Origin of the sequence: Leclercia sp. M-A074-M, assembly GCF_965195605.1 — a bacterium.
Taxonomy (GTDB): Bacteria; Pseudomonadota; Gammaproteobacteria; order Enterobacterales; family Enterobacteriaceae; genus Enterobacter.
Window position 1 is genome coordinate 82,144 of record NZ_CBDAHM010000002.1, and the last position, 14,196, is coordinate 96,339.

13 protein-coding genes are annotated in these 14,196 nt (G+C 59.6%); 4 read left to right on the forward strand and 9 right to left on the reverse strand.

All coding sequences use genetic code 11. The annotated features are described in order from the left end of the window. Positions 1-64: 64 nt before the first annotated feature. Positions 65-217, reverse strand: a complete 153-nt coding sequence (locus ACOKCT_RS04060; protein WP_103177885.1) for a Hok/Gef family protein — start codon at positions 215-217, stop codon at positions 65-67. 323 nt (positions 218-540) lie between these two features. Next, entirely contained in the window at positions 541-2,688 is a 2,148-nt protein-coding gene (gene fdhF / locus ACOKCT_RS04065; protein WP_420193186.1) for a formate dehydrogenase subunit alpha, read from the reverse strand. Between the two features lie 266 nt (positions 2,689-2,954). Between fdhF and ACOKCT_RS04070 the strand changes: the two genes are divergently transcribed. Next, positions 2,955-3,689: a response regulator gene (locus ACOKCT_RS04070; protein ID WP_103177887.1), complete on the forward strand. Its 735-nt coding sequence runs from the start codon at positions 2,955-2,957 to the stop codon at positions 3,687-3,689. Here the strand turns inward: ACOKCT_RS04070 and ACOKCT_RS04075 are convergent. Genes ACOKCT_RS04075 through ACOKCT_RS04100 form a run of 6 tightly spaced genes read right to left on the reverse strand, consistent with a single transcriptional unit; the run spans position 3,686 to position 9,793 of the window. Next, positions 3,686-4,699, reverse strand: coding sequence for a carbohydrate kinase family protein (locus tag ACOKCT_RS04075; protein ID WP_263951632.1), 1,014 nt, complete (start codon positions 4,697-4,699; stop codon positions 3,686-3,688). The two genes, ACOKCT_RS04070 and ACOKCT_RS04075, sit on opposite strands and share 4 nt — an antisense overlap. Next, positions 4,696-5,556, reverse strand: a complete 861-nt coding sequence (locus tag ACOKCT_RS04080; protein ID WP_156237530.1) for a ketose 1,6-bisphosphate aldolase — start codon at positions 5,554-5,556, stop codon at positions 4,696-4,698. Before ACOKCT_RS04080 ends, ACOKCT_RS04075 begins: the two co-directional genes overlap by 4 nt. A gap of 9 nt (positions 5,557-5,565) precedes the next feature. After that, positions 5,566-6,252: a D-lyxose/D-mannose family sugar isomerase gene (locus ACOKCT_RS04085; RefSeq protein WP_103825422.1), complete on the reverse strand. Its 687-nt coding sequence runs from the start codon at positions 6,250-6,252 to the stop codon at positions 5,566-5,568. 54 nt (positions 6,253-6,306) lie between these two features. Next, a complete protein-coding gene (locus tag ACOKCT_RS04090; protein WP_103177891.1) occupies positions 6,307-7,248 on the reverse strand; it encodes an ABC transporter substrate-binding protein in 942 nt (313 codons plus the stop codon). A 32-nt stretch (positions 7,249-7,280) separates the two neighbouring features. Further along, positions 7,281-8,276: an ABC transporter permease subunit gene (locus ACOKCT_RS04095; RefSeq protein WP_103177892.1), complete on the reverse strand. Its 996-nt coding sequence runs from the start codon at positions 8,274-8,276 to the stop codon at positions 7,281-7,283. Continuing rightward, complete coding sequence (locus ACOKCT_RS04100; RefSeq protein ID WP_156653742.1) at positions 8,273-9,793, reverse strand: sugar ABC transporter ATP-binding protein; 1,521 nt, start codon at positions 9,791-9,793, stop codon at positions 8,273-8,275. Before ACOKCT_RS04100 ends, ACOKCT_RS04095 begins: the two co-directional genes overlap by 4 nt. A 130-nt stretch (positions 9,794-9,923) precedes the next feature. Between ACOKCT_RS04100 and ACOKCT_RS04105 the strand changes: the two genes are divergently transcribed. The 3 genes from ACOKCT_RS04105 (at position 9,924) to yjdP (ending at position 13,341) form a co-directional block, all read left to right on the forward strand. Next, positions 9,924-12,215, forward strand: coding sequence for a hybrid sensor histidine kinase/response regulator (locus ACOKCT_RS04105; RefSeq protein WP_103177894.1), 2,292 nt, complete (start codon positions 9,924-9,926; stop codon positions 12,213-12,215). Positions 12,216-12,315: 100 nt separating this feature from the next. Continuing rightward, positions 12,316-12,948: an N-acetyltransferase gene (locus tag ACOKCT_RS04110; protein WP_103177895.1), complete on the forward strand. Its 633-nt coding sequence runs from the start codon at positions 12,316-12,318 to the stop codon at positions 12,946-12,948. A 69-nt stretch (positions 12,949-13,017) separates the two neighbouring features. Next, complete coding sequence (gene yjdP / locus ACOKCT_RS04115) at positions 13,018-13,341, forward strand: DDRRRQL repeat protein YjdP (RefSeq protein ID WP_103177896.1); 324 nt, start codon at positions 13,018-13,020, stop codon at positions 13,339-13,341. 87 nt (positions 13,342-13,428) lie between these two features. Here yjdP and phnP read toward each other — a convergent pair whose 3' ends face one another. Next, a complete protein-coding gene (phnP, locus tag ACOKCT_RS04120) occupies positions 13,429-14,187 on the reverse strand; it encodes a phosphonate metabolism protein PhnP (RefSeq protein WP_159340254.1) in 759 nt (252 codons plus the stop codon). Between the last annotated feature and the right edge of the window lie 9 nt (positions 14,188-14,196).

The following is a 14,196-nucleotide window of genomic DNA, read 5'->3' on the forward strand; positions in this document are numbered from 1 at the left end:
AAAAAATGGGTGCATTAAGACCTCAACCTCCCACAAGCCGGGCGGGTCTCCCCGCCCGCTGAAGTTAGCCTGCTGCGCAGGCTAATTTAGCCGCCACTTCGTGTTGTTCACTCTTTATTGTGAGTTCGCATAACTTACCGCGATTAATAAAGGCGAATATCACGATAGTCAGACAAATAATAACTATTATGCCTGCGACATATTTTAATGGCGTCATGCCCTTTACTCCTTGCTAACAAAAGAAGAAGGGGCTATCCTCAACTTGTTGGGTAGTTGAGGGATAGCCCCGGTTAATGGAAACATTTCCGGGGTTTTTCACTTTCTGTCCCTCAATACGGCTTAAGACAGAAAGCCTTAAGCACCCGCCGATAATCTTATCCCTCTGAAGTAAAAAGAAAAGATGTAATTTTCTTTGTGCGAAATTACATTTCTCTGGAATACTGCTCGCAAAATAATATTCGGTTTTTAAATTTATATTTCATAAATAAAAGAGGGGTGAATAATTCATCCCTCTTTATTCGCTGTTCCGTTAATTACAGGTTATCCCATCGCGGTTTCCCGTAAACGCTTTTTCAACGCATTATATTCATCGATAACATAGCGCTCGGCGGCAACCTGATCCGCTATCGGCTCGAGGCGCACGGCACAATATTTATATTCCGGCGTTTTGGTTATCGGGCTCAGGTTTTCCGTTACCAGCTCGTTGCAGGCGCCAATCCACCACTGGTAGGTCATGTATACCGCACCTTTGTTTGGCCGATCGCTCACCTGGGCCCGGGTGATGACCCGGCCTTTACGTGAGGTGATCCACACCAGGGCGTCATCCTCAATGCCCAGCTGTTTGGCATCCCCGGTGTTGATTTGTACATAGCCGGGCTCATCCGCCAGCGCCGACAGCGCCGCACAGTTGCCGGTCATGGAGCGGCAGGAGTAGTGACCCACTTCGCGCACGGTGGAGAGCACCATCGGATACTCTGGCGACAGCGTATCCATCGGCGCCATCCAGTCGCAGGTGAAGAACTGCGCCAGCCCGTTCGGGGTATCGAATTTCTCGGCGAACAGGTACGAGGTGCCCCGATCTTCCGGCGACTCGTCCCGGCAGGGCCACTGGATATAGCCCTGCTCGCCCATCTTCTCGTAGGTTGCCCCCTTAAAGGCCGGGCAGAGCTGGCGCAGCTCGTCCCAGATTTGCTGGGTGTTGTCGTAGTGCATCGGATAACCCATCCGGGTGGCAATCTCGCTGATAATCTGCCAGTCGGTTTTCAGGTCCCACTTTGGCTCCACGGCTTTGAAGAAGCGCTGGAAGCCGCGATCGGCTGCGGTGTAGACCCCTTCATGCTCGCCCCAGGAGGTGGAGGGGAGGATCACGTCCGCCGCCGCCGCGGTTTTGGTCATAAAGATATCCTGGACAATCACCAGCTCCAGATCGTCAAAAGCTTTGCGCACCGCCGAGAGCTCAGCATCGGTTTGCAGCGGGTCTTCGCCCATGATGTACGCCGCCCGCACCTCGCCGTGGGCCGCGCGGTGCGGCAGCTCGCTGATACGGTAGCCGGGGTTCGCCGGCAGGCTCTCCACGCCCCAGGCTTTGGCAAATTTCTCGCGGTTTTCCGGAAACTTAACGTACTGGTAGCCCGGATAGGTATCCGGCAGTGCCCCCATGTCGCATGCCCCCTGCACGTTATTCTGGCCACGCACCGGGTTGACCCCCACATGGGCTTTGCCGAGATTGCCGGTCAGCATGGCAAGGCTGGTGAGCGCACGCACGGTTTCCACCCCCTGCCAGAACTGGGTCACCCCCATGCCCCACAGCAGGGTAGCGGTGTTGGCCCCGGCATACAGACGTGCCGCCTGACGGATCTCCCCCGCACTTACGCCGGTAATGCTCTCCACCGACTCCGGCGTATAGCGTTCAACGATCTCACGGTACTCATCAAAGCCCTCCGTGCGGCTGGCAACGAAGGCCCGATCGTAGAGCTGCTCGGTAATAATCACGTGGCCGATGGCGTTGAGCAGGGCGATGTTCGAGCCGTTTCGCAATGCGATATGCATATCGGCAATGCGGGCGGTTTCGATGCGCCGCGGATCGCAGACGATGATTTTTGCCCCGTTCTGTTTCGCGCGCAGAATATGGTTGGCGACAATCGGGTGCGAATCCGCCGGGTTATAGCCAAAAATAAAGACTAACGCAGTGTTATCAATCTCGTTGATGGCATTGCTCATGGCGCCATTGCCGACCGACTGGTGCAGACCTGCAACCGAGGGGCCGTGTCAGACGCGGGCGCAGCAGTCGACGTTATTGGTGCCGATAACGGCGCGCGCAAACTTCTGCATCAGATAGTTGGTTTCATTCCCGGTGCCGCGTGACGAGCCGGTGGTCTGGATCGCATCCGGGCCGTGCTTTTTCTTGATGGCGGTGAGGCGACTGGCCACATAATCCAGCGCCGCTTCCCACGAAACAGGCGTCAGCTTGCCGCCGCGCGTTCTGCGGATCATCGGGCTTTTCAGCCGCGGGGTGAGGATTTGGGTATCGTTAATAAAATCCCAGCCGAAGTAACCCTTCAGGCACAGCGTGCCCTGGTTGGTTTTGCCGTTGGCCGCCTCCGCCCGGACGATTGTGCCGTTATCGACCACCAGGTTGATCTTGCAACCTGATGCGCAATAGGGGCAAACCGTGATGACGTTTTTCATCGATCTCGCTCCAGTTTCATATGATGCTGATATGTCGGTTGAGTATGCCGCCTCTAAGCCGCATTCTTGTTGTGGTTTTCCCCTGACTTTACGGGTGAATCCTGGGCAATACCCTGACGAAAAACAGGCCTGCGGCAAAAATTGCGGCGGCGGAAGTGACGGGGGATGTGACGGCGGTTGAAGATTCGTGATGGAAAAAGCGTTTGGGCTGGAGCCTTGCACAGAATGGGCCAGACTGATCTTTATCTTCTCTATGGGGTCCCGTAATGAAACCAGCAATTCTGGTGGTCGATGACGACACCGCGGTCTGCGAACTGTTGCAGGACGTTCTCAACGAGCACGTCTTTACCGTCCATGTCTGCCACAACGGGCAGGATGCGCTGCGTCTGGCCAGCCAGATGCCGGATATTGCACTGGTTTTGCTCGATATGATGCTGCCGGATATCAACGGCCTGCAGGTGTTACAGCAGCTGCAAAAACAGCGTCCTGAGCTGCCGGTCATTATGCTCACGGGTCTTGGTAGCGAGTCGGATGTGGTGGTGGGGCTGGAGATGGGGGCGGACGATTATATCGGCAAACCCTTTAACCCCCGGGTGGTGGTGGCGCGCGTTAAAGCTGTGCTCCGCCGCACCGGCGCGCTGGCGGCAGAGCCTGCGGCGGTCCCGCGGGCGGGCGGGATCGGCTTTAACGGCTGGACGCTGGATACCGCCCGCTGTGAGCTGATTGACGCCGCGCGCAACGTGGTCTCCCTGACCCAGGGCGAATACGGTCTGCTGCTGGCGCTTACCCAGAATGCCCGGCGGGTGTTGAGCCGGGAACAGCTGCTGGAGCTGACCCACAGCGAAAGCGCGGAGGTGTTTGACCGCACCATCGACGTGCTAATCATGCGCCTGCGAAGGAAAATCGAAATCAATCCCCATCAGCCGCTGCTGATTAAAACCATCCGCGGGCTGGGCTATGTCTTTGCCGCCGACGTGCAGCATGGCGACAGGGCGGCCTAGACCAGGGGGTTCTCCTCAATAAACAGCTGTAGCTCCTGCAACGTTTTTGCCCCGTCGATGGCGTTGGCGGCCAGCAGGCTGGCCCGGGCGCAGGCGTGCGCCATCTGAATACTCTCCGTCAGCGACAGCGATTCGTGGCAGCCATACAAAAATCCGGCGCAGAAGGCATCGCCAGCCCCGACGCTGCCGACAATCTCCTCCTGCGTAAGCCGCCACGAGGGGAGCCAGCTTCCCGCCTGGCCCGGCTCCTGACCCCACGCCCCCTCCGGGCAGTGGATCACTACCCGTGACGTCACCCCCGCCGCCAGCAGATCTGCCGCCGCCGCGGCAATATTAACGATCACCGGCGTATCCTGGTCATCGCGCATCGGCAGGCCGCTGAACTCGCCCGCCTCCAGCTCGTTGATCACCAGATAGTCGAGATGGCGCAGGGCAGGGAGCACCAGCGGCTGATAGCGCGGATCGCCCTTACGCGACACCAGATCGAGGGACGTTTTAAACCCCAGATCGCGCATCTGCGCCAGCAGCCGCGCGCTGCGGGTGCCATATTCTTCGTCCGGCATATCCAGGCTGTCGAGCAGCAGCAGATAGCCCAGATGGAAGATCTTCATGCTGTAATCGAGCCGGTCAAAGGCGGGCAGATCCAGCAGGCGGTTCGCCCCCGGTGAGTGGAAAAAGGTGCGCTGGCCGCTGGGGTCGGTCATTACCTGCGACATGGAGGTTGGGGCAAAGGTGGTGCGCTGTACCCGCTGGCGGTTGACGTGATACTGGTCGAGCATGGCGAGAATGTAATCCCCGTCGTTATCCTCCCCCACCAGCCCGACCGCCTGTAGCGGGATCCCGGTATGCATTTTTGCCACGGTTAACAGCACGTTGAGCGGTGCGCCGCCGGTGGCGCGCTCGCTGTGGGTGATCTCCGCCAGCCAGCCGCGCTCCGGCCACTGCACAATCTGGTGGACATGGTCCACCAGCATATTACCCGCCGCGATAATGCCCCGGCGTTCCATTATGCTTGCCCCGCGCTGCCGAAGATGCGCATCTGCGCGGCGACGGTGTCGGTAATCGCCTCTTCGATGCCCAGCAGCAGCTCAGCAAACTCGTCATACAGCGGCTGCCGGTTGGCCATGCGCTGCTCCACGGCCCCCAGCGCCGCCTGGGACATGCCGGTATAGAAGTTAATTTTGTGGATCCCAAGCTCAATGGCCCGGCGAAAATCGGCGTCACCGATCCCGGAGCCGCCGTGCAGCACCAGCGGCAGGCCGGTTTGCTGGCGGATGGCGTCAAGACGGGCAAAATCGAGCTTCGGCTCCCCCTTGTACTTGCCGTGGGCATTGCCGATGGCCACCGCCAGGGCATCAATGCCGGTCTGGTCGACAAATTCCCGCGCCAGGGCTGGATCGGTGAAAAAGGCTTCGTCGGCGTGACCGTACAGGGCGCCGCCCTCATCGCCCCCCACCGCGCCCAGCTCCGCCTCCACCGACACGCCCACCGCGTGGCACATCTTCACCACTTCCCGCGTCTGGCGGATGTTCTCCTCGTAGCTCAGCGTGGAACCATCGAACATCACCGAGCTGAACCCCAGACGCAGCGCCCGCACCACCGCCTCGAAATGCAGACCGTGATCGAGGTTCAGCACCACCGGGATGTCATGCCGGGCGGCTTCGAACTTCACCGCCTCCACCAGGGAATCGAGCGACACGTACTTAAAGTGCACTTCGGCAATGTTGATGATAAAGGGCGAGCTCTCCTGGCGGGCCGCGGCAAAGAGCGCCCGCAGGAAGTGAGAGTCGAGGACATTAAACGCCCCCAGCGCGTAACGCTGTTCCCGGGCGTGCGCCAGCCCGTCGGCGAGAGAGATAAGCGGCATGTTCACTCCTTACAGACGAAACAGGCTGTACTCGTTACACAGCACCAGCACGGCCGGTTCGTCTTCATCAATGTTGTTATAGCGGGCGGTGGGGTGCAGGAAGTGGTTGTCGGTGTCGTCATCATTCACCGAGGAGACCTCGCCCACCAGCACATCCCCAAAACCCGCCTCACCCCAGAAGCTGTGGTACAAACCGGGCGGCAGACAGATGCTCTCTCCCGGCGCGAGACGGATATGGCTGCCTGCCGCGTGGGTCTGCTGGCACCCGTCGATGGAGACCGTAATATCGCCATCCTCTTTCTGCTCATTTTCATCGGCGTTCCACAGCTCCAGAATCAGATTGCCGCCGCCGCGGTTAATGATGTCCTCGCGTTTGCGCCAGTGGAAATGCAGCGGCGTGACCTGCCCGTCGCGCACGTGCATGATCTTTTCCGCATAGCATCTGGCCCACGGCTTGCCGCCGGGCGAGCCGTTGCGCAGGGTAAAAAGGGTCAGCCCCTGGGCGGCGAAGTTATCGCCGCCGAAGGCGGTCACGTCCCAGCCGAGGCGAAGATCGAACACCTCGCGCCAGGCCTGTGCGTCGAGCTGCTGCCAGCGGGCAGGGGGAAAGCTGGCAAAGGGGGGCAAATGCACATCGTGCATGGAGAAAAACTGCCGCGTGTGGCCGAGGATTTCGTTAATTTCGGAGCGTTTCATGGTAACTCCTTACGTGATATGCAGAGCCCCTGATAAAGAGGCTCTGCACCGATCTCACTTAACCGTCCAGCCCTTATAGGTGCCGACGTTGTTCTTATCGATCATCGTCACCGGGATCAGCACCGGCTCTTTCGGCGCCGGTTTACCCTGCAGAATGCCATAGCCAATCTCCACCGCTTTCGCCGCCATCACCTGCGGGTCCTGCGCCGGGGTGGCGATAAAGAGGGAGTTTTCGCGCTTCAGCGCCTCTTCCGCATCCGGGGAACCATCCACGCCAACGATAAAGAACTCGTTACGTTGCGCCTGTTTCGCCGCCAGATCGGCCCCGATCGCCGTCGGATCGTTGATGGCGAACACGCCGTCGATCTTCGGATTGGCGGCCAGCAGCGAGGTCATCACCTCCAGCCCGCCTTCACGGCTGCCCTTGGCGTTCTGGTTATCCGAGAGCACCTTGATATCCGGATGTTTTTTAAATTCGGTCTGGCACCCTTCCACGCGGTTCTGTACCGCAGAGACCGGCGGTCCGTTGATGATGACCACGTTGCCTTTGCCTTTCAGACGGTCGGTAATCAGCTTACAGGCCATCTCGCCCGCCTGGGTGTTGTTGGAGGTGATGGTCGCATCGGCACCCTCTGCCGCCACGTCAACCGCCACCACCACGATCCCGGCATCTTTCGCGCGCTTCACCGCCGGGCCGATCCCCTTCGAGTCTGCGGCGTTAAGAATGATCATATCGACCTTAGCGGCGATGAAGTTATCAATCTGCGACACCTGCTGGCCGAGATCGTAACCGCTGGAGACCAGCGTCACTTTCACGTTATCTCCCGCCAGTTTGCGCGCTTCCAGCTCCGCCCCTTTGGTGATCTGCACAAAGAACGGGTTGGCCAGGTCACCCACCGTCACGCCGATGGACTTCAGCTCTTTGGCCTGGACAAACGGGGTTGCTGCAAGCAGTGCGCCAGCACAGAGCGCGGTAACAAGAGGTTTTAAACGCATATTTTTCGTCCTCGTTATGTAGGGTATTGTTGTTATGCACTTTGATGGTGTCGGGTACGGTATTTGTCGATCAGTACCGCAATGATGATCACCGCCCCTTTGATCACCAGTTGCCAGAAGTAGGAGACGCCCATCAGCGTCATGCCGTTGTTAAGGGTGGCGATAATCAGCGCCCCCACCAGCGTGCCGGTGATGGTGCCGATGCCGCCGACAAAGCTGGTGCCGCCGAGGATCACCGCGGCGATGGCGTCCAGCTCATAGCCGGTGCCGAGGTTGCCGTTGGCGCTGTAGAGTCGCGAGGCGCTCATCACCCCGCCGAGGCCCGAGAGCAGGCCGCTCATGCCGTAGACAAACAGCAGTACCATCCAGACCTTGATGCCCGTTAAGCGCGCCGCCTGCATGTTGCCGCCCACCGCATAAATGTGTACCCCGAGGGTGGTGCGGCGCAGGATGAACCAGCAGATGACGATGACCGCGAGGGCGATCACCACCAGCCATGGCACCGGCCCGAGGTAGTTATTGCCGATCCACTCAAAGCTGATGCTGGAGTTAATCACCGTGGTGCCGTCCGCCAGCAGATAGGCCGCCCCGCGCAGCGCCGTGTAGGTGCCGAGCGTGACGATAAAGGGGGGCAATCCGGCAAAGGCCACCAGCGCCCCGTTGATGGTACCCAGCACCAGCCCGAGCATCAGGGCCGCCGGGACCGAGAGCATGGAGAGCTCCGGCATCAGCGACACCACCATCGCCGCCACCGCGGTGGTGCCCAGAATCGAGCCTACCGAGAGGTCGATGCCGCCGGTCAGAATGATGAAGGTCATCCCCGCCGCCAGCACGATATTGATGGAGGCCTGACGGGTGATGTTCAGCAGGTTGCTTTCGGTAAAGAAGTTCGGGGCGATAAAGCCAAAGACGGCGACAATCAGGATCAATATCGGCAGGATCCCGATGGTTTGCATCAGATCGCCCATCAGCATTTTTTTGGCGGAGGCCGCTTTGGCCACCTGTTGCGGACTATTTTGTTGGCTCATGATTTTACCGCCTGGTGATGAGAGTCGTTAACGCCGGTTGCCAGCGTCATAATGTTTTCTTGTGTGATATCGGCCCGATGCAGCTCGCCGGCGATGCTCCCTTCGCGCATCACATAGACGCGATCGCTCATGCCCACCACTTCCGGCAGTTCGCTTGAGATCATCAGGATCGCCACCCCTTTGCGCGCCATCTGGTTCATGATCCGGTAGATCTCGCTTTTGGCCCCGACATCCACGCCGCGGGTCGGCTCGTCGAGGATCAGAATGCGTGGGCCAATCGCCACCCAGCGGGAGATGAGTAGCTTCTGCTGATTGCCACCGGAGAGGCCGCCCGCCCGCACCTGGGAATGCGGCACGCGAATGTTAAGCAGGGCGATGGCGTCATCGGAGATCGACTGCGCTTTTTTGCGGTTAAGCATGCCGAAGGTGGCGTCGCGCTCCAGCGTCGCCATGGTGATGTTCTCCTGCGCCGCCAGCTCAAGGAACAGCCCCTGCTCCTTGCGGTTCTCGGTTAAAAAACCGATGCCGTGCTCAATGGCGGCACGCGGGGAGTGGATCACCACCGGCTCGCCATCCACCTCAATCATGCCGCCGGTGGCCTTGCGCACGCCAAAAATCAGTTGGGCCAGCTCTGAGCGCCCGGCCCCTACCAGCCCGGCGAGCCCGACGATTTCGCCGGAGCGCACCAGCAGACTGCACGGCTGCACCTTGCCGCCGTCGGTCAGATGGTGGACATTCAGGCGCGGGCTGCCGAGAGGGATATCGCGCTCTTTATTGAACAGATCGCTCAACGGACGCCCGACCATCATCCGCACCAGTTCAGCGGCGTTGAGCTTGTCGCGGGTCAGGCTGCCGACGTACTGGCCGTCACGCAGTACGCTGACGCGATCCGACAGCTCATATACCTCCGCCATGCGGTGGCTGATGTAGATGATCGCCATCCCTTCATCGCGCAGGCGCAAAATCAGTTCAAACAGACGATGGGTCTCGCGAGAGGAGAGGGCGGCGGTGGGTTCATCCATCACCAGAATGCGGCTGTTGCGGTGCAGCGCGCGGGCAATCTCCACCTGCTGCTGCTCGGCGATGGTCAGCTTCATCACCAGATCGGTGGCCTTAAACTGGGCGCCAAGCCGGTCAATTACCGCCTGGGCCTGGGCCGCCATCTCTTTACGCTGCACCAGCCCGCCGCGCGACAGCTCGCTGCCGAGGAAGATGTTTTCGGCCACGGTAAGGTTTGGTGCCAGCTGCATCTCCTGATAAATCAGGGTGATGCCTGCCGCCAGGGCATCTTTTGGGCCTTTGATGTGAAACGGCTTGCCGTCGATCAGGATCTCGCCGCTGGTGGCGATGTAAGCCCCGGCGAGAATTTTCATCAGCGTACTTTTTCCGGCGCCGTTTTCACCCATTAGCGCGTGGATCTCACCGGGGAAGACCGTCAGATCCACACCCTTCAGCGCGTGAAAGCTGCCAAAGGTTTTGGCAATGCTGCGCATCTCTAAAACCGGGGTCCTGCTCATGGCGGATCTCCTGTGACGTTCGATATCCGCACTTCATCACAGCCCGGTAAATGCAAAATGTCAGAAGTCGTTCATATTTGTCATAGTTATGAATAGTTAATGTGGATCACAGTTACGCCACGGAGCCAACATGCCTTCACGCCGTCCTCCCTTTTTCGCCAGCGCCCGTGGCCGCCTGCTGATCTTCAATCTGCTGGTGGTGGCGGTGACGTTAATGGTCAGCGGCGTGGCGGTGCTGGGCTTTCGCCACGCCAGCCATATCCAGGAGCAGGTGCAGCGCCAGACGCTGGACGACATGACCGGCAGCATGAATTTGTCGCGGGAAACCGCCAACGTGGCGACGGCGGCGGTACGTTTGTCGCAGGTGGTGGGGGCGCTGGAATATAAAGACGAAGCCAACCGGCTGAAACAGACCCAGACGGCGCTGGGCCATTCACTGGCGCAGCTTGCCGATGCGCCGCTGGCGCAGCAGGAGCCGGCGCTGGTGGCGCGGATCATCCGGCGCAGCAACGAGCTGCAACAAAGCGTGACCGGGATGCTGGAACGCGGACAACGACGCCACCTGGAGCGTAATGCCCTGCTCAGCGCGCTCTACCAGAGCCAGAGCTATCTCCGCCATCTCCAGGAGATCAACCGCCGCTACGCCAGTAACGTGCCCGATGCCCGCCTGCTCAGCGAGATGGACCGGCTGATCGTCGCCGCCATCGAAACCCCTTCGCCGCGGGCGACCATCCAGCAGCTTGATACGGTGACGGCGATGCTGCCCCCTGGAGCCACTCAGCCGGTGGTGGGCTTTGTGCTGCCCGATTTTAACGCCGAGCTGAACAAGCTCGGCCCGCTCTCCCGGCAGCTGGAAGAGAGCGATCTGTCGATCAGCTGGTATATGTTTCACATCAAAGCGCTGGTGGCGATCCTCAACAGCGATATCAATCAGTATGTGGAGCAGGTGGCGCAGGCATCCCAGCTGCGTACCGCCCAGAGCCATCAGGAGCTGCGCTCCATCAGCGTCTTTATTACCCTTTCCGCCGTGCTGGCGCTGATCATTACCGCCTTTGCCTGCTGGTACATCTACCGCAACCTGGGCACCAACCTGACCGCCATCTCCCGGGCGATGTCGCGGCTGGCCCACGGGGAACAGGATGTCTCGGTGCCTGCGCTGCAACGGCGGGATGAGCTGGGCGAGCTGGCGCGGGCATTCAACGTCTTTGCCCGCAATACCGCCTCGCTGGAGCACACCACCCGGCTGCTGAAAGAGAAAACCTCCCAGATGGAGGTGGATCGCATTGAACGTCAGGGGCTGGAGGAGGCGCTGCTCCACAGCCAGAAGATGAAGGCGGTGGGTCAGCTGACGGGCGGGCTGGCGCATGATTTCAATAACCTGCTGGCGGTGATCATCGGCAGCCTGGAGCTGGCCGACCCCCATTCACCGGATGCGCCGCGCATCAGCCGCGCGCTGAAGGCCGCCGAGCGCGGGGCGCTGTTGACCCAGCGCCTGCTGGCCTTCTCCCGCAAACAGTCCCTTAACCCGCACGCGGTGGAGATGAAACCCCTGCTGGAAAACCTGGCCGAGCTGATGCGCCACTCCCTGCCCGCCACCCTTTCACTGGAGATCGAAGCGCAGACCCCGGCCTGGCCGGCGTGGATTGACATCAGCCAGCTGGAAAACGCCATTATTAACCTGGTGATGAACGCCCGGGATGCGATGGAAGGGCAAAGTGGAGTGATAAAAATCCGCACCTGGAACCAGCGCGTCACCCGCAGCGACGGACGCAGGCAGGATATGGTGGCGCTGGAGGTGATCGACCACGGCTGCGGGATGTCGCAGGCCATTAAATCCCGGGTCTTCGAACCCTTCTTCACCACCAAGCAGACCGGCAGCGGCAGCGGGCTGGGGCTGTCGATGGTGTATGGCTTTGTGCGCCAGTCCGGCGGGCGGGTGGAGATCGAAAGCGCGCCCGGGCAAGGCACCACCGTGCGGCTGCATCTGCCCCGCGCCACCCAGCAGGCACTTCCCCAGCCAGAGACGCTGGCGGCGGCCGCAGCGGTACAAAGCGACCGGCTGGTACTGGTGCTGGACGACCAGAGCGATGTCCGCCAGACCCTGTGCGAACAGCTGCACCAGCTGGGCTACCTGACGCTGGAGGCGGAAACCGGCGAGCAGGCGCTGCAGATGCTGAACGCATCGTCGGATATCGAGATGTTTATCAGCGACTTAATGCTTCCCGGTACCCTGAGCGGCGCGGAGGTGATCCAGCAGGTTCGCCAGCAGTTCCCGCATCTCCCCGTGCTATTGATGAGCGGCCAGGATCTGCGCCCGGCACATAACCCACAGCTGCCGGACGTGGAGCTGCTGCGCAAGCCTTTTACCCGTGCGCAGCTGGCGCAGGCGCTGCAAAAAATCGGTGCCATGTTTAAGAATTAATCAATCGTGTCCGCTGCATGGGTGATGTTAATCTGCGCAAAAATGAGCGGATTAGGATATAAAAGGACTTATGCCGGTACTGACGAGAGGGGACTCACATATGATCGTGATGCCTACAACCTATAGCCCGATGACAGTCGCACGCGCCTTTACGCGGGTGGAAGAGATTGAACTCTCAGGGCGATTGCTGCATGTCATCTATGATCCCCAGACGCCTCGCGCGGCAATCATTGAAGCGGATATCGAAATCTTTGAAGGCATACCGCGACATCGGGTTGTGGCAGCGCTGGATTTACAGCGCAAACCTGCACTCGGTAAAGATATCGTTGCTGTTGAACGCTGCTGGGAAGATGCCCACATCCTTCAGGTTGAAGGCGTCTGTGTTGATCCTGGCGAGCGGGATAAAGGGCTGGCAACCCGACTTTATGAGGCATTAATCCTCCAGTGCGGAATTACGCTAATAAGCGATTTTGAACAGTACGAAGGCGGTAAAATGCTTTGGCAAAAGATTGCCCGTGAATCGGATCAAATCGCTGTGTTCGTACTGGATACCGAGCAAGGCGCATTTTGGCCTTATGATGGCAGTAAAGTGATTTACGATGGCGGCTGTATTCCTGAGGAGCGTATCTGGAGTGTTTCGCCTGACCAAAAATGCCATCGCGTTGTTTTAGTGGCCGAGAACAGGCAACGTGCGAATCACCTTATGGAAGAAACTTCCCCTTACAGAATTTGAGATTCCTCCGCTACTCGCTCCACCCGCTGTTTATTACCGTAAAGCCAGCTCACCTGCGAGACTGGCTTTATGAAACATTACTCTACCGCCCTGTTATTGGGTCTGCTCTCATTAACCAGCCATCTGGCTCACGCTGATATTGTTGACGACACCATCGGCAATATTCAGCAGGCGATTAACGACGCCTACAACCCCAACAGCGACCGCAGTAACGATGACGATGACCGTTACGATCGGCGTCGCAGCAGCGATAACCGACAGTATGAAGAGCGCCAGCGCCAGCTGGACGATCGCCGTCGTCGCCTGGATGAACGTCAGCGCCAGCTGGATGAAGACCGGCGTCGTTTAGAAGATGACGAGCGCAGGCTGGAAGAGGATTACGATCGGCGGTAATGCCAATGCCCGGCGGCGCGCCGCTTGCACGGGCCTACGGTTTTGTAGGCCGGGTAAGGCGAAGCCGCCACCCGGCATTGCGATACCTCAGTCCAGCGCCAGTACCATCCCGTCATACCCCGCTTCAAACCCCACAGGGAGCGGGTTGTCCATCATCCACACGTCAAACTCATGGCTGATATGGGTCAGGATCACCTGCGGGCAGACAATTACCTGATTGAGCGCAATAACCGTATTTAAATCGCAGTGGTTGCGCGGGGGCTCGTCCTGCGGCGCATGGCTACAGTCAATCACGATCGCCTGCGGCTGGTTGTTGAGCAGAAACTTCACCGTTTTCTCCGGCAGTCCGGCGGTATCGGAGAGCCAGGCCACGCGGCTGTGGGCGCTCTCCAGCAGATAGCCAAAAGTCAGCTTCGAATGGTTGAGCGGCAGCGGCGTCACCCGCAGGCCCTGGAGTTCAAAGACCACAAACGGCTCGAGAGTATGGCTAAAGTCGAGAAGGCCGGGATGTTTAAAGAGATCGTCGCACCCGGCTTCATCTGGCGGGCCGTAAACCGGAATGGTCGCCCCCACGCCCCAGCGCAGCGGAAACAGCCCCTGGACATGATCCATATGGTAATGGGTGAGTAAAATCTGCTGAAAACTGCCCGCAGGCCAGTCGTCCATCAGGTGCGGGATCCCGGCATCCAGCAGCGTCACCGCATCATTGAATTTGACCACCGCGCTACAGGGGCGACGGCGATAATCTTCCTGCAAACGCGCCCGGCGGCAGGCCGGACAGTCGCAGCCAAAAGCGGGCACCAGCTGGGCGCCACCGGTTCCCGTTAACGTAATGGTCAGACTCATGGCGCCTCC